General features: G+C 69.6%; 18 protein-coding genes. 4 read left to right on the plus strand and 14 right to left on the minus strand.

Features of this window, described 5'->3' with window-relative positions; translation table 11 throughout:
- Positions 1 to 104: 104 nt before the first annotated feature.
- The 5 genes from ACFE7U_RS02750 to ACFE7U_RS02770 form a co-directional block, all read right to left on the minus strand.
- Positions 105 to 3,236, minus strand: coding sequence for an efflux RND transporter permease subunit (locus ACFE7U_RS02750; protein WP_375408200.1), 3,132 nt, complete (start codon positions 3,234 to 3,236; stop codon positions 105 to 107).
- Between the two features lies 1 nt (position 3,237).
- Complete coding sequence (locus tag ACFE7U_RS02755; protein WP_375408252.1) at positions 3,238 to 4,290, minus strand: efflux RND transporter periplasmic adaptor subunit; 1,053 nt, start codon at positions 4,288 to 4,290, stop codon at positions 3,238 to 3,240.
- A gap of 148 nt (positions 4,291 to 4,438) precedes the next feature.
- Positions 4,439 to 5,233, minus strand: a complete 795-nt coding sequence (gene otnI, locus ACFE7U_RS02760) for a 2-oxo-tetronate isomerase (RefSeq protein WP_375408201.1) — start codon at positions 5,231 to 5,233, stop codon at positions 4,439 to 4,441.
- 15 nt (positions 5,234 to 5,248) lie between these two features.
- Positions 5,249 to 5,953 carry an anti-sigma factor domain-containing protein gene (locus tag ACFE7U_RS02765; protein ID WP_375408202.1) on the minus strand — a complete coding sequence of 235 codons (705 nt, stop codon included), beginning with the start codon at positions 5,951 to 5,953 and terminating at the stop codon, positions 5,249 to 5,251.
- Positions 5,950 to 6,501: an RNA polymerase sigma factor gene (locus tag ACFE7U_RS02770; protein ID WP_375408203.1), complete on the minus strand. Its 552-nt coding sequence runs from the start codon at positions 6,499 to 6,501 to the stop codon at positions 5,950 to 5,952. The genes ACFE7U_RS02765 and ACFE7U_RS02770 overlap by 4 nt, the downstream gene beginning before the upstream one ends.
- Positions 6,502 to 6,814: 313 nt before the next feature.
- Here ACFE7U_RS02770 and ACFE7U_RS02775 point away from each other — a divergent pair, with 313 nt between their 5' ends.
- The gene (locus tag ACFE7U_RS02775) at positions 6,815 to 7,789 is read left to right on the plus strand and encodes a S1C family serine protease (protein ID WP_375408204.1); all 975 of its coding nucleotides are present in this window, start codon (positions 6,815 to 6,817) and stop codon (positions 7,787 to 7,789) included.
- Positions 7,790 to 7,981: 192 nt separating this feature from the next.
- Positions 7,982 to 9,403 (plus strand): methylenetetrahydrofolate--tRNA-(uracil(54)-C(5))-methyltransferase (FADH(2)-oxidizing) TrmFO, encoded by a 1,422-nt coding sequence (trmFO, locus tag ACFE7U_RS02780; RefSeq protein WP_375408205.1) that lies wholly within the window; start codon positions 7,982 to 7,984, stop codon positions 9,401 to 9,403.
- 50 nt (positions 9,404 to 9,453) lie between these two features.
- Here trmFO and ACFE7U_RS02785 read toward each other — a convergent pair whose 3' ends face one another.
- The 7 genes from ACFE7U_RS02785 to yajC form a co-directional block, all read right to left on the minus strand.
- On the minus strand, positions 9,454 to 9,981 hold the full coding sequence (locus ACFE7U_RS02785) for a GNAT family N-acetyltransferase (RefSeq protein WP_375408253.1): 528 nt from the start codon (positions 9,979 to 9,981) through the stop codon (positions 9,454 to 9,456).
- Positions 9,982 to 10,082: 101 nt separating this feature from the next.
- The gene (locus ACFE7U_RS02790) at positions 10,083 to 11,813 is read right to left on the minus strand and encodes an L-lactate permease (RefSeq protein WP_375408206.1); all 1,731 of its coding nucleotides are present in this window, start codon (positions 11,811 to 11,813) and stop codon (positions 10,083 to 10,085) included.
- Between the two features lie 130 nt (positions 11,814 to 11,943).
- Positions 11,944 to 12,825 (minus strand): phytoene/squalene synthase family protein, encoded by an 882-nt coding sequence (locus tag ACFE7U_RS02795; protein WP_375408207.1) that lies wholly within the window; start codon positions 12,823 to 12,825, stop codon positions 11,944 to 11,946.
- Positions 12,822 to 13,208, minus strand: coding sequence for an Mth938-like domain-containing protein (locus ACFE7U_RS02800; RefSeq protein ID WP_375408208.1), 387 nt, complete (start codon positions 13,206 to 13,208; stop codon positions 12,822 to 12,824). Before ACFE7U_RS02800 ends, ACFE7U_RS02795 begins: the two co-directional genes overlap by 4 nt.
- 8 nt (positions 13,209 to 13,216) lie before the next feature.
- Entirely contained in the window at positions 13,217 to 14,161 is a 945-nt protein-coding gene (gene secF, locus ACFE7U_RS02805; RefSeq protein WP_375408209.1) for a protein translocase subunit SecF, read from the minus strand.
- Between the two features lie 129 nt (positions 14,162 to 14,290).
- Positions 14,291 to 15,898, minus strand: coding sequence for a protein translocase subunit SecD (gene secD, locus ACFE7U_RS02810; RefSeq protein ID WP_375408210.1), 1,608 nt, complete (start codon positions 15,896 to 15,898; stop codon positions 14,291 to 14,293).
- Between the two features lie 61 nt (positions 15,899 to 15,959).
- Positions 15,960 to 16,295, minus strand: coding sequence for a preprotein translocase subunit YajC (gene yajC, locus ACFE7U_RS02815; protein WP_375408211.1), 336 nt, complete (start codon positions 16,293 to 16,295; stop codon positions 15,960 to 15,962).
- 255 nt (positions 16,296 to 16,550) lie between these two features.
- Here yajC and ACFE7U_RS02820 point away from each other — a divergent pair, with 255 nt between their 5' ends.
- Both ACFE7U_RS02820 and ACFE7U_RS02825 read left to right on the plus strand, forming a co-directional pair.
- On the plus strand, positions 16,551 to 17,435 hold the full coding sequence (locus tag ACFE7U_RS02820) for an ATP-binding protein (RefSeq protein ID WP_375408212.1): 885 nt from the start codon (positions 16,551 to 16,553) through the stop codon (positions 17,433 to 17,435).
- Between the two features lie 73 nt (positions 17,436 to 17,508).
- A complete protein-coding gene (locus ACFE7U_RS02825; protein ID WP_375408213.1) occupies positions 17,509 to 17,796 on the plus strand; it encodes a hypothetical protein in 288 nt (95 codons plus the stop codon).
- Positions 17,797 to 17,902: 106 nt separating this feature from the next.
- Here the strand turns inward: ACFE7U_RS02825 and ACFE7U_RS02830 are convergent, their stop codons facing one another.
- A complete protein-coding gene (locus ACFE7U_RS02830; protein ID WP_375408214.1) occupies positions 17,903 to 19,225 on the minus strand; it encodes a peptidoglycan DD-metalloendopeptidase family protein in 1,323 nt (440 codons plus the stop codon).
- A 103-nt stretch (positions 19,226 to 19,328) separates the two neighbouring features.
- Entirely contained in the window at positions 19,329 to 19,940 is a 612-nt protein-coding gene (locus ACFE7U_RS02835) for a protein-L-isoaspartate O-methyltransferase (RefSeq protein ID WP_375408254.1), read from the minus strand.
- Between the last annotated feature and the right edge of the window lie 16 nt (positions 19,941 to 19,956).

Here is a 19,956-nt window from a genome sequence, read left to right on the forward strand (position 1 = left end):
CCCCTCACCCGGCGCTAGGCACCATCAGGTTCCATAATATATCTTATGCGAACGGGCCAACCTGTCGTTCAGACTGAGGGAAAACGACGACGCGTGATCCGCCGTCACCGCGCCAGCACCCCCTCCTCCACCGGAGCGAACCGCGCGAAGCGGAGCGCCAGGGTCGGCAGGATCATCAGGTTGAGGATCGTCGAGGTCACGAGGCCGCCGAGGATCACCAGGGCCATCGGCCCCTCGATCTCGCGCCCGGGCTCGCCGGCCCCGAGCGCCAGGGGCAGGAGGCCGAGCCCGGTCACGAGCGATGTCATCAGGATCGGCACGAGTCGATCGGCGGCGCCGTCGATGGCGGTGCGGACGTCCCAGGTCCGGCCCTCGACCGTGACGAGGTGCTCGTAATGCGAGATCATCATGATGGTGTTGCGTAGCGAGATGCCGAACAGGGTCACGAAGCCGACGATCGAGCCCAGCGACAGGATTCCGTCGGTCGCGAACACCGCGAAGACCCCGCCGACGAAGGCGAAGGGCAGGTTGACGAGGACCAGCAGCAGGTTGCGCACCGAGCCGGTGACGACGGCGAGCAGCATCAGGATGCCGAACCCAGCGAATCCCGAATAGAGCAGGAGGTCGCGCTGCGCCCGGTCCTGCACCTCCGCCGAGCCGGAATAGCCGAGATAGACGCCCGCGGGCAGGGCGACCTCGCGGGCGATCTTGGCACGAACCGCGGCCATCACGGCGGCGACGTCCCTCCCCTGCACGTTGGCGGTGACGGTCTGGACGCGTTGGGCGCCCTGGTGCTGGACCTGGTAGCGGCCGGACGTCTCGTAGATGTCGGCGACCTGCGAGAGGCTGACGTAGCGGCCGTTGGGGGTCCGCAGGGGCAGGTCGCCGAGCGTGGTCAGGCGCCCGCGAGGCTGAGCTGCCAGGATGACGATGACGTTGAAGACGGCGTTGCCCTCGTAGGTCTGGCCCACCGTGTCGCCCTGGTAGGCCGTGCGCACCACCTCGAGCACGTCCACCGCCTCGAGGCCCCAGTGGCGCAGGTCGTTCGGGCGCAAGCTCACGTTCACCTGCGGCAGGCCGGCGGGCGCGCTGCGCTGGATGTCGGCGGTGCCCGGCACCTCGGCGAGCTCGCGGGCGATGTCGGCCGCCGCGGCGTCGATCCGGGTCAGGTCGTTGCCGAAGACGCTGATCACCACCGGAGCCCCTGCCCCGGATACGGTCTCCTCGATGCGCTCGGTGAGGAACGTCTTGAGGGAGAAGGCCGCCCCCGGGATCTCCGCCAGGAGGGCGCGGATGCGGGCCTCGACGCCCTTCTGCGCGGCGCCGCCGAGGCCCGGATCGAGGTCGATGTGGATCTCGCTGTAATGGGTGCCGGCGGTGTCCTGGCCGGCCTCGGCGCGCCCGATCTGCGAGGCCACCGCGCGGATACCGGGGATCGCCTTCAGGTCCCCGGTGATGCGGGTCCCGAGCCGCATCGATTCCTGCAGGGAGGTGCCCGGAGCCCCCGCCATGTGCAGGATCAGGTGACCTTCCTTCAGGTCGGGCAGGAAGGTGCTGCCGAAACCCGGCACCAGGGCAGCGCCGACGAGCGTCAGCAGGATCGCGCCGGCGATGACGAGGGCGGACGCCCGCTCGACGCCGGAGAGCGCGAAGGCATAGGCCCGGCGCGACCAGCGCATCACAGGCGGGTCGCCGGCTTCCGTCCCCTTGCGCCGCGTCAGGAGAAGCATGGCGAGGGCCGGCGTCACGGTCAGCGCCACGGCCAGCGAGGCCACCACCGCGAGGATGTAGGCGAAGCTCAACGGGCCGAACAGCCGCCCGGCGATCCCCGACAGCGCCAGCACCGGCAGGAAGACGAGGAGCACCGCGAAGGTCGCGTAGGCCACCGCCGTGCGCACCTCGAGGATGGCGTCGATCACCACCCTGCCCTCCTCGCGCGGCAGTCCGAGGCGCCGGTTCTCGCGCAGGCGCCGGACCACGTTCTCGACGCCGATCACCGCGTCGTCCACGACCTCGCCGATGGCGATGGCGAGCCCACCCAGCGTCATCGTGTTGAGGCTCTCGCCCATCGCCTGGAGTGCGATCACCGCGGCGATCAGCGAGAGCGGGATCGCCACCGCGCTGATGATGCAGGTCCGCCAGTCGTAGAGGAACACGAACAGCACGATCACCACGAGGATGCCGCCGAGGCCCAAGGCCTGGATCACGTTGGCGTTGGCGACCGTGATGAAAGTCGAGGGCTTGAAGAGATCCGGGCGCAGGGTGACCCCCTCGCGCTCCAGGGCTGGCTTCAGCTCGGCGAGCGCGGCTTCCACGCGGGCGGTGACTTCGCGCGTGTTGGCCCCGTACTGGGCACCGACCATGATGAGTACGCCCGGCACGCCGTCGACCAGGGCGGCGCTGATCGGCGGCTCGCCGGCGGCAACCACGTCGGCCACGTCCCCGAGCGTCACGCTGGCCCCACCCTCGTTGAGGAGGACCGTGCGGCCGAGGGCTTCTGGGCTCAGGGACTGTCCCTCGGTCTGGAGGGTGACGCGCTGGTTGGCGGTATCGACGAAGCCGGCGCCGCGCACGCCGGTCGCCTTGCGGGCGGCGGCCAGAACGTCGTTCACCCCGATGCCGAAGCGGATGAGGTCCTGGGGCCGGACCTGGATCTGGAGCGCGCGCACGGCGCCGCCATAGACAGAGACCTCGGCGATGCCTGGCACGGCGAGCAGGCGCAGGCGGACCGTCCAGTCGGCGAGCGTGCGCAGGTCCATGGGCGTTCGCCCGGTGGCGGTCAGCCCGACAAGGAGCACCGTGCTGGTGGCCGAGGTCAGGGCGGTCATGGCGGGCGGCCGAACCCCCTGGGGCAGGCGCCCGCTGAGCGCCGTCAACCGCTCGTTGACGAGCTGGCGCACCCGGTAGATGTCGCTGCCCGCCCGGAAGGTGGCGGTGATCACCGAGAGGCCCTGGATCGAGTTCGAACGCAGCGTGACGAGGCTCGGCAGTCCGTTGACCGCCACCTCGATCGGCTGCGTCACCAGCACCTCGACCTGCTCGGGGTTGAGGCCGGGCGCCTCGGTCTGGATCACCACCGAGGGCGGCGCGAATTCGGGGAAGACGTCGTATTTGGCGTCAGGCAGCATCGCGATGCCGAAACCGGCCAGCGCGATGGCCAACCCGAGGACGATGCCGCGAAAGCGCACGGCAAACGCGACGAGGGCCGCCTGCGGACCCGACGGCAAGGCGTCCATCTCAATCGTCGTCCGCGCCGCCGGAGACCTGGAGCTGCGCCTTCATCTCCTCGGACAGGAGCGCCTGGGCGCCGCGCAGGACGATCTCGGTGCCGCCCGGCAAGTCCTCGACCACATAGGCGTCGTCCGACATGGTCGGGTCGGTCTTTAGTTGATGGCGGACGAAGGACCCCGGCGCCACCGCGCGGTAGACCCAGGTACCGCCGCCCCAATGCACCACCGCATCCTCGGGCACGCTGACGCCCGTGACGGTACGGTCGCCGGCGAGGAAGACCAGCATGCTCATGCCGGGCAGGAAGCCGCTGTCGCCGCGCACGGTGTAGAAGTAGCTCAGGCCCTGGATGCGGGCATCCGTCCGCGTGGCGGGGGAGACGTAGTCGAGGGCGACCCGCGCGCTCTGGGGCGGCACCTCGGCGAAGGCGGCGGCCGGCGGGCCTTTGAGGGTCTCGCCGGGGGGCAGGGTGACCTGGACCAGGAACGCGGCGCGCTCGATCAGCCGGGTGACGGCGGGGTTGCGCTCGACGATGGCGCGGCCGATCACCGGGCCCCATTCCTGCTGGGCGGTGGCCGAGAGGGTGCGCACCTGCGATTCCGCCGCCGCCAGGGAGGCCTGATCGGTCTGAAAGGTACCCTCGGTGGTCTCGAGCTGCACGGTGGTGGCGTATTGGCCCAGCATCTTGGCGCGCTGGAAGGCGCTGCGCGAGACCTCGGCCCGCGCCTGCGCAGTCTGGAGTTGGGCCTTGGCCGAGGCATAGGAATTCGTGAGATCGGTGACGCGGGCCAGATCGAGGACGCTGCCATAGGCCTGCAGCTCGGCCCGATGCGCCTGCGCCGGCACGACGCGGGTGTCGATGCCGACGCGGTTCTGCTCGGTCGGGCTCAGCCGCACCACCATGCGGCCCTCCTCCACGGCGACGCGCTGGGCCGGCAGATGGGGACGCTCGGCCTTCGGGGCCTCTGTGAGGGCGTACCATCGCGCCAGGGCGGCCTCGCCGGTGGCGCGTAGCGGCAGGCCGGCCACCGCGAGACCGAGGCCAGCCAGGAGCACGAGCATCAGGACGGCTCCGAGCCATCGGGTCACGGTCACGACTTCCCTCCCCTCAGCCTTCAGGGCTTCGCCTTTCCGTACGGGATACCGCGTCCGCGGGCGCACGGATACCGCCAAAGGCCAAGCTTGCCCCTCGGCGCCATCACAGGCGGGGTCAACCGGCCGGAGGGCCCCGCCACGGCGCGAACCACCCGAGCCCGGCCATCGTGCCTGCCGCGGGGTTGTACTCGCAGCCGACGCGGCCGGAGTAACCCAGGCGGTCGAGCTCGCGGAACACGAAGGCGTCGTCGAGTTCGCCCGTGCCGGGTTCGGACCGATGCGGCACGCTCGCCACCTGGACGTGGCCGATGAGCGGCAGCAGGCGGGCGAGCCGCATCGTTACGTCCCCGTGCATGATCTGGGCATGGAAGACGTCGAACTGGAGCTTCAGGTTGGAGAAGCCTTCCGCCTGAAGTTCGGCCACGAGGGCCGCGGCCGCCTCGACGTCGTCGAGGAAGTAGCCCGGCATGCTGCGCCGGTTGATCGGCTCGATCAGGAGGTCGACCCCGTGGGCGGCGAGGCGGCCGGCGGCGTGGCGCAGGGAGCGGCGATAGGCCTGCAGGGCATCCGGGTCGTGCCTGTCGCCGAGGCCGGCCATGAGGTGCAGGCGCTTCGTTCCCGTGGCCTCGGCATAACCCAGGGCGGCCTCGACGCCCTGGGCCATCGCGGCGAAGCGATCGGGCAAGGCGGCGAGGCCACGCTCCCCCGCCGCCCAGTCTCCCGGCGGCACGTTGAACAGCGCGAGTTCGAGGCGATGGCGGTCGAGGCGGTCGCGGATCGCGCGGGGCGATTCCCCATAGGGGAACAGGCATTCCACCGCCGTGAACCCGGCCTCGGCCGCCGCCGCGAAGCGGTCGAGGAAGGCGTGCTCGGTGAACATCAGGGTGATGTTGGCGGCGAATCTCGGCATCGGTGTGGGGTGCGCCTAATCCCGGATCAGCTTGCCGGTATAGATCACCGGGCCCGTCGGCTGGCCCGTGGGCGAGCCGCCCGGGGGCTCCACCGAGACGGCGAAGACGCCGTCGGCAGACTGGCCGACCTTGGCGGCGGCCGGCAGCGCCACCTGGCGCGCGCTCCCTCCGATCACCCCGAGGGTCTTGGGCGTCCCGCCCTCGACGTACCAGAGTTCGAGGCTGCGCCCGTCGGGCGTCTCCGCGCCCACCGGGCGCACCTGCGCGGTGCCAGCGGCGAGGTCGACGCTCACGAGAAGGGCGGGCAACTCGCCGCCGCGGCTGACCACGGCAACGTAGCGCGATTCCGCCGGGCCGCCGGGTCGGCCGCCCACGGCGACGAACAGAGCGAGCCCCGCGGCCAGGGCTCCCGCACCCAGGGCCGCGATGCGCCAGAGGCGGATCTGGCGCGAGAGCGCGTCGATGCGGTTGTCGTTGGCCGCCGTTACCCGCCGTCTCGGAAGCGCCCGGGCGATCAGCGGCCAGATCCGGGGATCCGGCACCACGGACGGAGCCGTGGAATCGAGTGGCGCAAGGCGACGCTCCCAGGCACGGACCTCCGCGCCGGTGGTGGGATCGACCGTCCGTTCGAGGTCCATCGCGGCGCGCTCGGCGGCCGGAAGCGTCCCGAGAACGTACTCGGCGGCCCGCAGGTCGCGCTCGGCGGGGTCCGGAGTCATGAGGCGGGCTCCAGGCAGCCGCGCAAGGCCGCAAGGCCGCGGTGCAGCCAGGTCTTGATCGTATTGACGGGCCGGTCGTAGCGGGCGGCGAGCTCCTCGCGGGAATAGCCCTCGCAATAGGCGAGCACCACGCAGTCGCGCTGCGTATGGTCGAGCCGGCCGAGACAGGCGCGCAGGGCATCGCGCCCCAGGATCGCCCCTTCGCTGTCGTGAGGATCGGCGAGCCGTTCCAACCAATCCTCCCCGTCCTCGGTCACCGGCCCCTGAACCTCCGCCTTCCTGCGCACGACGTCGATCGCCCGGTTCCGGGCGATGGCGCAGAGCCACGACAGCGGCCGGCCCGAGGCGGGATCGTAGGAGCCCGCACTCTGCCAGACCCGCAGGTAGACGTCCTGGAGGACGTCCTCCGCAGCTGCCCGATCCCTTTGGATACGAAGGATCAGGCCGTAAAGTTTCGGGGCGGTAAGGTCGTAGAGCGATTTGAGGGCCTGCTCGTCGCCGCGGACGATCCCATCCATCAGCCGGAGCAACATGGCGTCATCACGCACGGGCCGAACCATCCTCTCCCAGGCGGCCCGCCTCTGATGAGCGGAACCGGTCGTCCTCACCGCTTCAGACGGAAGGCGAAGCCCCATTCCATCCGCCATGCGGGTCCGATCTGAAGGTCAAGGTAGAGCATGGCATCCGCCCCTGCCACCGCCCCTGGCCGATCTGGTGTGGGCGAAGGCCGCTGCAACGCAGGATTTCTCCGCAGGAATTCGCAGGTCGCTTCGCCGCGTGCGCCTGTCGCTGCACCGTTCGGCGACCTATCTCGCCAGATCACACCGGATTTCGCCGGTCCAACGTCGAGGAGAGACCCGCATGGCCACGCAGGGAGACTGGAAGATTCCCGCCGCCGTGCAGCCCAAGGCGGCGGACTATGCCTACGACCTCGATCGCGCGCTCACCGCCATCGTCTCGCTCTCGACCCGCGTTCCGCCGGAGGCCTTCACGGCGGAAACGCTGGGGACCGAACGGGCGGGCAACGGCGTGGTGATCGGCGAGGACGGCCTCGTCCTCACCATCGGCTACCTCGTGATGGAGGCCGAGACCGTCTGGCTGACGACCCATGACGGCCGCTCCGTGCCGGGCCACGTCGTCGGCTACGATGCCGTCACCGGCTTCGGTCTCGTCCAGGCATTGGGCGACCTCAACCTCCCGGTCCTGGCGCTCGGGCGCTCGGACGGGGTCAAGATCGGCGACCGGGCCGTGGTGGCCGGGGCCGGCGGGCGCCAGCGCAGCGTGGCCGCACAGGTCGTGGCGAGGCAGGAATTCGCCGGCTACTGGGAATACGTCCTCGACGATGCCGTCTTCACGGCGCCCTCGCACCCGCATTGGGGCGGTACGGCGATGCTCGGCCCCCAGGGCGAACTCCTCGGCATCGGCTCGCTGCAATTGCAGCAGGGCGGCAATGGCGGCCCCAAGGCGATCAACATGATCGTGCCCATCGACCTCCTGCCGCCGATCCTCGACGACCTGACTCGGCGCGGCCGGGTCGACCGGCCGGCGCGGCCCTGGCTCGGCCTCTACGCGACGGAGGGCGAGGGCTCGGTCGTGGTGATGGGGCTGGCCGATGACGGCCCCGCCGAGAGCGCGGACCTGCGCGCGGGCGACGCCATCGTCGCCGTGGCGGGCGAGCCGGTCGAGGATCTGGCCGGCTTCTTCCGGCAGGTCTGGGCGCTCGGCGAGGCCGGCGTGCGCGTGCCCCTCACGGTCCAGCGCGAGGGTAGGACCCTGAAGCTCTCGGTGACATCGTGCGACCGTGAGCGGTTCCTCGTCAGCCCGCAACTGCATTGACGGAACCCTCGTCGCGCAAAGCGGGCTTTTGAGGACGTCTGTCCTGAAAAGCGTTAAGCGAAGCGGAAGCCTAAGCTCCCGGAGGCGGGCGCCGGCGAATGAGGTCAGCAAGAAACCAAGGGCAATCGCTTGCAAGCGATCGTCCTGGAGGGGGCCGTTGCCCCCGCCCTTCGGCAGGTTTATCCCGCTGCGATGACCCATCCCGTCCACATCATCGGCGGCGGCCTCGCCGGCTCCGAGGCCGCCTGGCAGATCGCCGAGAGCGGCCACGCGGTCGTGATCCACGAGATGCGGCCCGTGCGCGGCACCGAGGCGCATCACGGCCAGGATCTTGCCGAGCTCGTCTGCTCGAACTCCTTCCGATCGGACGATGCCAACGGCAATGCCGTCGGGCTGCTGCACCAGGAGATGCGCACGCTCGGATCGCTGATCCTGCGCTCGGGCGACGCGCATCAGGTCCCCGCCGGAGGGGCATTGGCGGTTGACCGCGAGGGCTTCGCGAAATCCGTCACCGCGGCGTTGGAAGCCCATCCCCTGGTGACGATCGCCCGCGAGGAGGTCGACGGGTTGCCTCCGGCCGAGTGGGGGCAGGTCATCGTCGCCACAGGCCCCCTTACCTCCCCGGCCCTGGCGGAGGCGATCCGCGGCCTGACCGGCTCGGAGGCGCTGGCCTTCTTCGATGCCATCGCGCCGATCGTGCACCGCGACTCGATCGATATGGGCATGGCCTGGTTCCAGTCGCGCTACGACAAGGTCGGACCGGGCGGCACCGGCGCCGACTACATCAACTGCCCGCTGAATCGTGAGCAGTACGACGCCTTCATCCAGGCGCTGATCCAGGGCGACAAGATCGGGTTCAAGGAATGGGAGGCTTCGACCCCCTATTTCGACGGCTGCCTGCCGATCGAGGTCATGGCCGAGCGCGGACCCGAGACCCTGCGCCACGGCCCGATGAAGCCCGTCGGCCTCACCAACCCGCACGACCCGACCGTGAAGGCCTGCGCCATCGTGCAGCTGCGCCAGGACAACGCGCTCGGCACCCTCTACAACATGGTCGGATTCCAGACGAAGCTGACCTATGCCGAGCAGGTCCGCGTCTTCCGCACCATTCCGGGCTTGGAGAACGCCGAGTTCGCACGGCTCGGCGGGCTGCATCGCAACACCTACCTCGACAGCCCGCGCCTTCTCGACGCCACGCTACGCCTCAAGGCCGAGCCGCGGCTGCGCTTCGCCGGGCAGATCACCGGCTGCGAGGGCTACGTCGAGAGCGCCGCAACCGGTCTCGTCGCGGGCCGCTTCGCCGTGGCGGAGATCGAGGGCCGCACCCTGCCCCCGCTCCCGCAGACGACGGCGCTCGGCGCCCTCATCGGCCACATCACCGGCGGCCACATCGGGGTCGAGGAGGCAGGGAGCCCGCGCTCGTTCCAGCCGATGAACGTCAATTTCGGACTCTTCCCGCCCCTGTCGGAGGCACCGAGGGGCGAGGCCGGCAAGCGCCTGCGCGGACCGGAAAAGGCGGTGGCGAAGAAGCGGGCGCTGACCGATCGCGCGCGGGCGGATCTGGCGGAGTGGATCGCGCAGACGAGCGTGACGGCGCGCGTGGCTGCTGAGTAAACAAGCGCTAGCGGGAGACCGTGCCTAGCCTCGAACGGCGGCTTCGCCCGTCACTTCGGCTCGATCACGTAGATCCGCCGGCCAGGTCGATGTCCCTCGTCGCCGGTATCGCGGAAGCCGACCTTGCGTAGCAGGCCCACCGAAGCCCTGTTCTCTGGGCGGCATTCGGCGACGATGATGCGGTGGGGGAAGCGCTGGCGTAAGGCGCCGACCACCCCGGCCACCGCCTCGCTGCCGAGGCCCTGGCTGCGGGCGGACCCGCCCATCCAGTAGCCGATCTCCACCGCCTGATCGCCACGAAGATGCGTGCCGACAATCCCCACCAGGATGCCGTCCTTGCCCCGGATGCCGAGGAAGCGGTCCTTGATCGGCTTGACGCGACCGACGAGGCGGCGGGCGTCGTCGAGGGTGAAGGGGGCGGGCAGAAAATCGACCGCGCCCGTGATCGCGGGGTCGTCGGTCAGGGCCTGGACCGCCTCGGCATCGGCCGGGACGAGGCCGTCGACCCTCAGGCGCGCGGTCTCCACGGCGGGCAGGGTGGCGAGGCTGTAGCGCGAGGCGAGGGTCTTGAAGAACATGGCGTCCATGTGGGGCATGGCCGCGCCATGGGGAAGGCGGATTCGTGCGACCCCCGAAAGAAGACCCCGCCCCGGCGAACCGGGACGGGGACGGGCGCGTCCTACGGGTGGATCACCATGGCGCTGAACGGCCAGACATAGGCCTGCAGCATCACGAGGCCGCCCACGAGGCAGGCCAGCACGATGGAGTGCCAGAACACGAAGCGCAGGATCTTGCTTTCCTGGCCGAAATAGCCGGTGGCGGTGGAGGCGACCACGATCGACTGGGCGTCGATCATCTTGCCCATGACGCCGCCCGACGAATTCGCCGAGGCCATCAGGATGCCCGACAGGCCGAGTTGCTCCGACGTGATCTTCTGCAATCCGCCAAAGAGCACGTTGGAGGCCGTATCCGACCCGGTGAGCGCCACCCCGAGCCAGCCCAGCAGCGTGCCGAAGAACGGGTACAGGACGCCCGTGCCGGCAAACGCAAGACCCAGCGTGGCGTCGACGCCCGCGTAGCGGGTGAGCACCCCGAGCGCCAGCATCGCCGCGATGGTGATGATCGAGTAGCGCAGGACCCAGATCGTCTCGAGATAGGCCGTCACCAGGCGCCAGGGCGAGAAGCGCATGATTAGGCCGGAGATCAGGGCCGCGAACAGCACGCCTGTGCCGGTATAGGACATGTAGGTGAAGTTGAAGACGGCCGCCTCGGGATGGGCCGTGGCCACCACCGGCGGCACCTTCATGATCACGTTGTGGAGGCCGGGCACCTCGTATTTCCAGGTGAAGATCGGGTTGACGATGCCCTTGAACCAGCCCGTGCCCCAGATCGCCACGATGATCGAGAGGATGATCCAGGGCACCCAGGCCATCATGATCTCGCGCGAGCTGGCGGTGCGGGTGCCCGCGTTGAAGCTCGGGATCTCGGCACCGGGCACCCCGGCACCGAGGGCCGCGGGACGGGCCTCCGCCATGTAGCCGATCGACGGATCGTTGCCGCGCAGGGCCGGCGACGTCCAGATGACGGTCGGGCGCCAGACCTTGAGGAACAGCACCAGCGCGCCCATCGAGATCAGCGAGGCGCCGATGTCGACGATCCAGGGATTGACGTAGTTCGAGATCGCGAACTGGGCGAGCGCGAACGAGACGCCGCACACCGCGATGGCCGGCCAGATCTGGATCATGCCGCGGAAACCCGCGAACACGCAGATCAGCCAGAACGGCACGATCACCGAGAAGAACGGCAATTGCCGGCCGATCATCGCGCCGAGGATGTAGGGGTCGTAGCCGGTCACCGAGGCGAGGCCGGCGATGGGTGCGCCGAGCGCCCCGTAGGCGACGGGCGCGGTGTTGGCGATGAGGGACAGGCCGGACGCCGCGAGCGGCGAGAAGCCGAGCCCGATCAGGATGGCGCCGGTGACGGCCACCGGGGTGCCGAAGCCGCCCGCACCCTCGAAGAAGGCGCCGAAGGCGAAGGCCACGAGCAGGAGCTGGATGCGCCGGTCGGTGGTGATGCCCGCCACCGATTGCTGCAGGATCGCGAACCAGCCCTTCTCCACCGTGAGGCGGTAGAGGAAGATGACGTTGAGGATGATCCAGCCGATCGGGAAAAGGCCGAGCGCGATGCCGTAGGCGGAGGCGCGGAGCGCCAGGTCCGTGGGCATGCCGAAGGCGACGATGGCGATGAGGAGCGCGACCACCAGCGAGAGCACGGCCGCGATATGGACCTTGACCTTGCCGCTGGCGATCATCCCGAGGAGCGCGATGACTGGCACCGACGCCGCGAAGGTCGAGAGCCAGGGGCTCCCGAACGGGTCGTAGACCTGATTCCAGGTTGTTACGGTGTTCACGGACGCTGCTCCTCCCAGACGGACCGTTCCTTGCGGTCTCGAATGGCTTGCTAACAGAGGAGGTTATGCGGCTCAACGTCCTAGTTGGGTCGGATCGCATCCCGTATGCAGCGCGGGGCGCCTGGCCCGTTCATCCCATCCGGCGGGCGCCCCGCCACAGACGCCAGAGGCGGCGCCAGCGCGGGATCGTCACGAGACTGTTCAGGGGATCGTAGTCCGGACGCTCCATGACGGAGAGATAGGGCTCGACGAGAGCGACCGGCAGGAAGGCCGCGCGGGCCAGCGGCGCGATGGTGGCGCGTGCCGCCCCGTAGGCGTCGAGATGGCGCCTGGCCAGCGCCCGCAGGTCGGCTGTGGCCCGCAGGAGCCCGGGCCCGCCGCGGCCCGTGACGATGTCCTCCCGGGTGACGCCGTAGGGCTTGAGGAGATCGGCCGGCACGTAGACCTGCCCCTGCCGGGAGTGCCAGGGCAGGGCCCGCAGCAGGCCCGTGACCCCGTAGGCGACGCCCGCATGGCCGGCGGCGACCGCGCCACCCGGTTCGGCCCCGTCGCACAGGACGAGGCTGCCCAGCCGGATCAGGGCGGAGGCGGTCTCGCCGCAATAGCCTTCGAGGTCGTTCACCCGGGGCATCGGGTCGTCGTAGAGGTCGAAGACGCGGGCATCGATGAGGTCGACGAAGGGTTGGCGCCCGAGCCGGCGCTTGACGATGGCGTCGTCCAGCGCCGCGGCAACCGGGTTCGCCTTGACGTCGCCCCGCGCCTCGCCCTGGAGGGCATCGCGCCACCATTGCAGGCGGATCTCGCCGGCCATGGGATTCGCGGCGGCCTCGCGGACCCGCGCGATGGTGAGGCTGAAGGCGTAGATCGCGAAGAGATGCGGCCGGAACTGCGCCGGGGCGAACAGGGTCGCGAAGTAGCGGTCGGGATCGCCCTCGCGGACCAGGGCCTCGCAGTGACTGAACGCGAAGGCGAGCCCCTCGTTGGCGTTGCTGGTCGTCTCGGCCTCGGTCATGCCACCGCCACCAGGGCTGCGGCGACCTTGCGGTTCTCCGCCATGAGGATGTTGTAGGTGCGCGCCGCTGCCCCGGTCTGCATCACGTCGAGTCCGATGCCCGCCTCCTTGAGCCAGCGCCGGAGGCTGTCGGGCAGCGGAACGATGTCGAGGCCGGTCCCGACGAGGAGCAGTTCCACCGCGCCCGCCTCGGCCTGGATCGGGCGCAGAACGTTACGGTCGATGGTGCGGGCGTCGGTGACGTCCCAGGCCCGGATCCCCGAGGGCGTCACGAGGACGGAGCCGCGATGCGACATCTCGGCGAAGCGGAAGCCGCCATTGCCGTAGGCGTCGATGAGGTGGCGCCCGGGAACGAAGCCGTCGAGGATGCCGCCGGACGCCATCGGCCCTCCTACTCGGCCGCCTGAGGCATGCGGGTCGTGGGCCGCGCCTGCGCCTTCACCCCCGACAGCATCAGGCCGAGGTAGATCAGCACCGGCGTCGACACGAAGATCGCCGAGTAGGTGCAGATCACGACGCCTGCGAGCATGACCACCGCGAAGCCGTTGATCGCCTCGCCGCCGAACAGCACGAGAGCCAGCAGCGACAGGAAGGCCGAGGTCCCGGTCATCACCGTGCGCGACATGGTCGAGTTGATCGAGAGGTTGAGGAGCTCGACCGTGGGAATCGACTTGTAGCGGCGCATCAACTCGCGTGTCCGGTCGAACACCACCACGGTCTCGTTGAGCGAGTAGCCGACGATGGTGAGGATCGCGGCGATCGACGTCATGTTGAACTCGATGCGGCTGATCACGAAGATGCCCAGCGTCAGCACGATGTCGTGGAGGGTGCCCACGATGGCGCCGAGCGCCAGCTCGCGCTCGAACCGGAACCAGAGGTAGAGCAGCACCGCCACCACCGAGAGCACGACACCGATGGTGCCCGATTGCACGAGCTCGCCCGAGACGCGCGGTCCCACGGTCTCGGTGCGGCGAAACTCGAAGTCGTTGTCGAAGGCCGCGTGGGCCTTCTGCATCACCGCGGTCTGGCCCTGCTCACCGGGCTGGAGCGGAAACCGCACAAGGATGTTGCCCTGGCCGCCGAGTTCCTGGACCTCCGTCTCGCCGAATCCGAATCCGTTGGCGGTGTGGCGCACGGTTCCGACATCGGCCTGACCGCTCTTGGCCTGGAGCTCGACCAGGGTACCGCCCTTGAAATCGATGCCGAAATTCAGACCGATCGTCATGAACAGCACCACCGTCGCCACCGACATGAATGCCGAGAGCGGGAACGTGAAGCGCCGGAACCGCATGAAGTCGAAATGCGATTGGTCGGGCCAGAGGCGGAGCAGGCGCATGGTCGGTCTCGAATCTATCAGTGAGGATGTGGGCGGCGCCCCTCCTCCATCAATGGGGCGTAGCGCCCGCGTGCGGAACGGCAAATCCGTTCCAGAACGGCAGCTCCGTCCTGGAACGGCAATCCCGTCCTAGAACGGTAAGGCCTTCGGCCGAGCGTAATTGTACCACAGCGCGATCATCATGCGCGTCAGGGTGACGGCGGTGATGACGGTGGTGAGGATGCCGAGGATGAACACCACGGCGAAGCCCTTCACCGGGCCGGAGCCGAGGAAGAACAGGATCACGGCGGCGATCGCCATGGTCGAGTTCGAATCGATGATGGTGGCGAACGCCTTGTCGAAGCCCGCCTGAAGCGCCGAGACGATGGAGCGCCCGGCCCTAACCTCCTCGCGCACGCGCTCGTAGATGAGCACGTTGGAATCCACCGCCGTGCCGATGGTGAGCACGATGCCGGCAATGCCCGGCAGGGTCATGGTTGCTTCCAGCACCGACATCAGGCCGAGGATGAGGCCGACATGGACGATGAGCGCGATGTTGGCGAAGAAGCCGAACACCCCGTAGGTCGCGAACATGAAGGCGATGACGAGCACGCCGGCGGCCAGCGTCGCCCACTTGCCGGCCTGGATGGAATCGCGGCCGAGGCCAGGTCCGACGACGCGGCGCTCGACCACGGTGAGCTTGGCCGGCAGGGCACCGGCGCGCAGCAGCACCGAGAGGTCGTTGGCTTGGCTGACGGTAAAGTTGCCGGTGATCTGGCCGGAGCCGCCGGTGATCGGCGTGTTGATGCGCGGGGCCGAGACCACCTCGTTGTCGAGGACGATCGCCATGCGGCGGCCGACATTCTCCGACGTCGCCTGACCGAAGCGCTGAGCGCCCTTCAGGTTGAACTTGAAGCTCACCATCGGCTCTTGCGTCTGCTGGTCGAAGGCGGGCTGCGCGTCGGTGAGATCGCCGCCATCGGCCATGATCCGGCGCTCGACCGGCACCCGCGCGCCAGCCTCGTCCTTGGAAGGCAGGAGGTCGACGTCGCCCGAGGGCGAATCGGCGAGCATGCGGAATTCGAGCTTCGCGGTCTTGCCGAGCTGCTGTTCGAGGAGCTGCGGGTCCTGCAGACCGGGCACCTGCACCAGGATGCGGTCGGCCCCCTGCTGCTGGATCGAGGGCTCCTTGGTGCCGCCGAAATCGATGCGGCGGCGGATGACCTCGATGGCCTGCGTCACGGCCCGGCGGGTCCGGTCGGTCAGCCCGGCTTCGGTCAGGGTGAGCTGGACGAGGCCGTCCTGCCGGTCGCCGACCTCCAGCGTCTGCCCGCCGGACTGGCTGACGAGGGCGTTCGAGACCGGCTGGGACAGCTCGCGGAACTTCGGCAGGACCTTGGCGCGGTTGGCCGGGTCCGAGACTCGCACCTGCACGCCGCGCGGGATGAGCTGGATGCCGCCCTCCGGCGTCACGCCAGCCTCTCGCAGGATCCGGCGGACGTCGTCGCGCAGGCCCGTGGTCTGGGACCGCAGGAGGTCGTTCTGGTCGATCTCGAGCAGGATCTGCGAGCCGCCCTGGAGATCCAGCCCGAGCACGATCGCCCGGGTCGGGACGATCCAGCTCGGGAACCAGCCCGGAAGGGAGGCCATGAAGCCCCTGCGCTGCTCGGGCGAGAAGAAGCTCGGCACGGCCAGACTCAGCCCGATCAGGATGATCGCGAGGGTCGTGACGATCTTGGTTCTCGAGAAGCGTAGCATCCGCCGTTTTCCGTTTCTTGTTCTCATGCCGACTTTTGCGCCGGCATGCTAAGGCAAGGCTTTATGCTGCCTTGACCGGGGCGCCCTTGACGCGGACTTCCGCGATCATCGTGCGGACGACCTTGACGCGCACGTTCGGAGCGATCTCGACCTCGAGCTCGGAGGCCTCGTCCGCGACCTTGGTGACGCGGCCGACGATGCCGCCGGTGGTGACGACGGTATCGTCGCGGCGCACGTTCTTGACCATGCTCTGATGCTCCTTCACGCGGCGCTGCTGCGGGCGGAGGATCAGGAAGTACATGATCACGAAGATGAGGACGAACGGCACCACCTGCAAGGCGATGTCCGCTCCGCCAGCAGCGGGGCCGGCCGCTTGTGCGAAGGCGGGGGTGATCACACGCGATACTCCTTCTGGGTGCGGGACGTCTGCCGAAATGCGGGGCGTCCGCAAAAAGCGACGCAAGCCCGGCCCGCCTTCACGGCGCCGCCGGGCTTGTCAAAAAGCGCGCGGACTATAGCCACGGGCGACCCGAAAGCAACGCCGCCCGGCTGCGGCGAGGGCGCCTGGGGTGCCCGATCTCGTGATCGCCGCAGTGATTTCCCGGTGTCGAGCCGTTATGGAGGCCGCTCTCGACGCGTCAGGACGACCGATATGACCGCCCTCCCCCCGACCGACCTTCGCGATGCGATCCTTCCGCTGCTCGAGCGCATCGCCGCAGCCCTCGAGCGTGCGGCCCCCGCCGCCGCGGCTTCGCCGAACCTGACCGTCGCCGACGCGTTCCTGTGGGGGCCCGAGCGGCGGCTGATCCCCGTTCCCAAGGTCAACCGCGTCGCGATGGGGCTCCTCACCGGCATCGACCGGGCACGCGACACGCTGCTCGCCAACACGACGCGCTTCGCCAACGGCCTGCCCGCCAACAACGCCCTGCTCTGGGGGGCGCGCGGCATGGGCAAGTCGTCGCTCGTCAAGGCAGTGCAGGCCGAGATCAACGCGACGCGCTCGGGCGGGGAGCGGCCGCTCAAGCTCGTGGAGATCCATCGCGAGGACATCGAGGCGCTGCCGGACCTGATGGCCACCCTTCGCGCCGACCCGCACCGGTGGATCGTGTTCTGCGACGATCTCTCCTTCGATGGCGACGACACTTCGTACAAGTCGCTCAAGACGGCGCTCGACGGCGGCATCGAGGGACGGCCGGAGAACGTCCTCTTCTACGCGACCTCCAATAGGCGCCACCTGCTCGCCCGCGAAATGATGGAGAACGAGCGCTCCACCGCGATCAATCCCGGCGAGGCCGTGGAGGAGAAGGTCTCGCTGTCGGACCGCTTCGGCCTCTGGCTCGGCTTCCACAAATGCAGCCAGGACGAATACCTCGCCATGATCGATACTTACGTGGCGCGCCACGATCTCAAGGCCGATCCGACGACCGTGCGCGCCGAGGCGCTGGAATGGGCCGTGACCCGGGGCTCGCGCTCGGGCCGCGCCGCCTTCCAGTACATCCAGGATCTCGCCGGACGGCTCGGGCAACGGCTGGACTGAAGAGGGCTCAGGGGCCGTTCATCCGCGCCGTGGTGATCTCCCGTCACGATACCTGACCGAGGAGGTCCTGACCGTGAAACGGTTTCTCGCCTGTACCACCCTGACCCTTCTGACGGCGACGTCCGTCTGGGCCGGCAACACCTCGTCGAACACCAGCACGACCACGTCGAACGGCGTCACGACGCGGGTCATCACACTGGTCGGCGATGAAGACGACCGCGGGAGCCGCTACGGCCAGCGCCGCTATCGCCGGGACGATGACGGCTACGGCGACCGTCGCTTCGGATACGGCGACCGTTCCGATCGCCGCGGTGACGAGCGCCGATCCCGCGACGAGGACGAGGACGATGACGAAGATTAGGGCCGCCGTCGGGCGCGAGCCATAGCGGTCCCGACAGCAAGAAGCCTCCGAACGGGTCCGTTCGGAGGCGTCCTCGTTTTTCCAGCCTGCTGACGTGGGCCGGGGTTCAGTTGCTCGCGAGATGCGGCATCGGGTCGACCGGGGTCGCGCCCTTGCGGATCTCGAAGTGGAGCTGAGGCGAGGTCACGTTGCCCGAGGCGCCGGACTTGGCGATGGTCTGGCCGCGCTTCACTTTCTCGCCGGGGCGAACGTCGAGCTCGCCGTTATGGGCGTAGGCCGAGACGTAGCCGTTGGAGTGGCGCACCAGGACGAGCTTGCCGTAGCCCTTCACGTCGGAGCCCGCATAGGCGACGGTGCCGTCCTCGGCGGCCTTCACCGGCGTGCCCTCGGGCATCGCGATGTTGATGCCCTCGTTGCCCGACGAGCCGTATCCGGCGATGACGCGGCCCTTGGCGGGCCAGCGGAACGATTGGTCCGGTGCGGCCGGGGCGACCGAGCCGGTCGAGGCGGGCTCGACCTTCTCCGGAGCCAAGGCGGCCACCTTCACGGGTGCTGCCTTGGCGGCGGCCTCCGCGGCCTTGGTCTCGGCGGCCTTCTTGGCGGCTTCCTTCGAAGCCTCCTTGGCCGCTTCCTTCGCCGCCTCGGCGCGGGCGAGCTTGGCCTCGGCCTCTGACGCCTTGCGGGCAGCCTCGGCCTTCGCCTTGGCATCGGGCTTCTCGCCCTTGGGTTCGGCCTTGGCGTCTGCCTTGATCTCGATCTTGCGGACCGGCTTTTCGGCCTTCACCTCCGCCTTCGCGAGGGTCTGGCCCGGCCGCACGTGCTTCTTGGCGGCCTCGGCCTCCTTCTGCGACTTCGCCTCGGCAAGCTTCCTCTCTGCGACGAGCTTGCGAGCGTCCGCGAGCTTCCGCTCTTCGGCGAGCTTGCTGGCTTCCGCCGCCCTCTTGGCGTCGGCCTGCTTCTCGGCCTCGGCTGCCTTGCGGGCGGCCTCGGCGGCACGCTTCTCCGCGGCCTTGTCGGCCGCCTTCGGGGCGATCGTCATCGGCGGGGCGGCGGCGCGGGTCGTCATCGTCCGCCCGGCATCGGGGTTCATGCCCGAGGCCATGCCGGCCGGCTCCGTGGAGGCGACGCGCGTCGCCGGCGTCATCGGGGCTGCGGCGGCCGTCGCACTGGGGCGCGGCGACATCCGCGCTGTTGGCGAGCCGAGCGCTTCCGAATCGACCCGTCCGGTCCGGATCGGGGCGCTGCGCCCTTCCTCGGGCAGGCTGCCGGTGGCGGCCGGCTCGCTCGTGGAGGCCGAGAACGGGTTCCCGAAGGGGTCCCCCAGCCTCGACGCATCCGAGGAGCAGGCGGCGGCTCCGCCGCCGATCACTCCGATGAGCGCGAAGCGCGACAGCGTCTTCAACCCTCTACCAGTCCCGCGAACCCGCATCGACGCACCCGTTAGCCTGACGCAACTTGATGACCTCAGTTAAGGGGGATTGAGGTTAAGCAACCGTTCCCGTTCACCACGTTTCCGCAGCGCTCGGGTCGGACTACAGGATCGCGGCCCGTCCGGGGGTGAGCGGGGCCAACCTAAGCCCGGCGCCGAGGCGATGGACAAAGGGTCCGTCGGGGCCGCGCTCGACCACGATGAGGCGGCGGCTCTCGGGCCGGCCGATCACGCCGACGAGGCGCCCGCCGGTCGCCAGCCTGTCCAGGAGGGCCTCGGGCAGCGCCGGGCAGGCGCCGTTGACGAGGATGCGGTCGAATGGCGCCCGATTCGAAAGGCCGTTCCCCGACAGGCCGTTGCCGATCTCGACCTCGGCCGCGTCCAGGCGGTCCACCGAGAGCCGCTCCCTCGCGTCCTCACCGAGGGTGGCGTAGCGCTCGATGCTAAGGACCTGGCCCGCGCCGAGGCTCACCAGCAGCGCCGTGACGTAGCCCGAGCCGGTGCCGACCTCGAGAACGCGCCCTCCCGGCTGAAGGCCGAGCGCCGTCAGCATCGCCGCGATGGCGGTGGGGGCGGTCATGGTCTGGCCGCAGGCGAGCGGCAGGGCGATGTCGCGTCGCGCGAGATGGCGGTGGTGTCGCGGCGCGAAGCGCTCGCGCGGCACCCGCTCCATCGCGCGCAGCACCGCGGTGTCGCGGACCCCGTGCCCGCGCATCGCGAGCACGAAGGCC

The sequence above is a fragment of the uncultured Methylobacterium sp. genome (assembly GCF_964251405.1).
Lineage (GTDB): Bacteria > Pseudomonadota > Alphaproteobacteria > Rhizobiales > Beijerinckiaceae > Methylobacterium.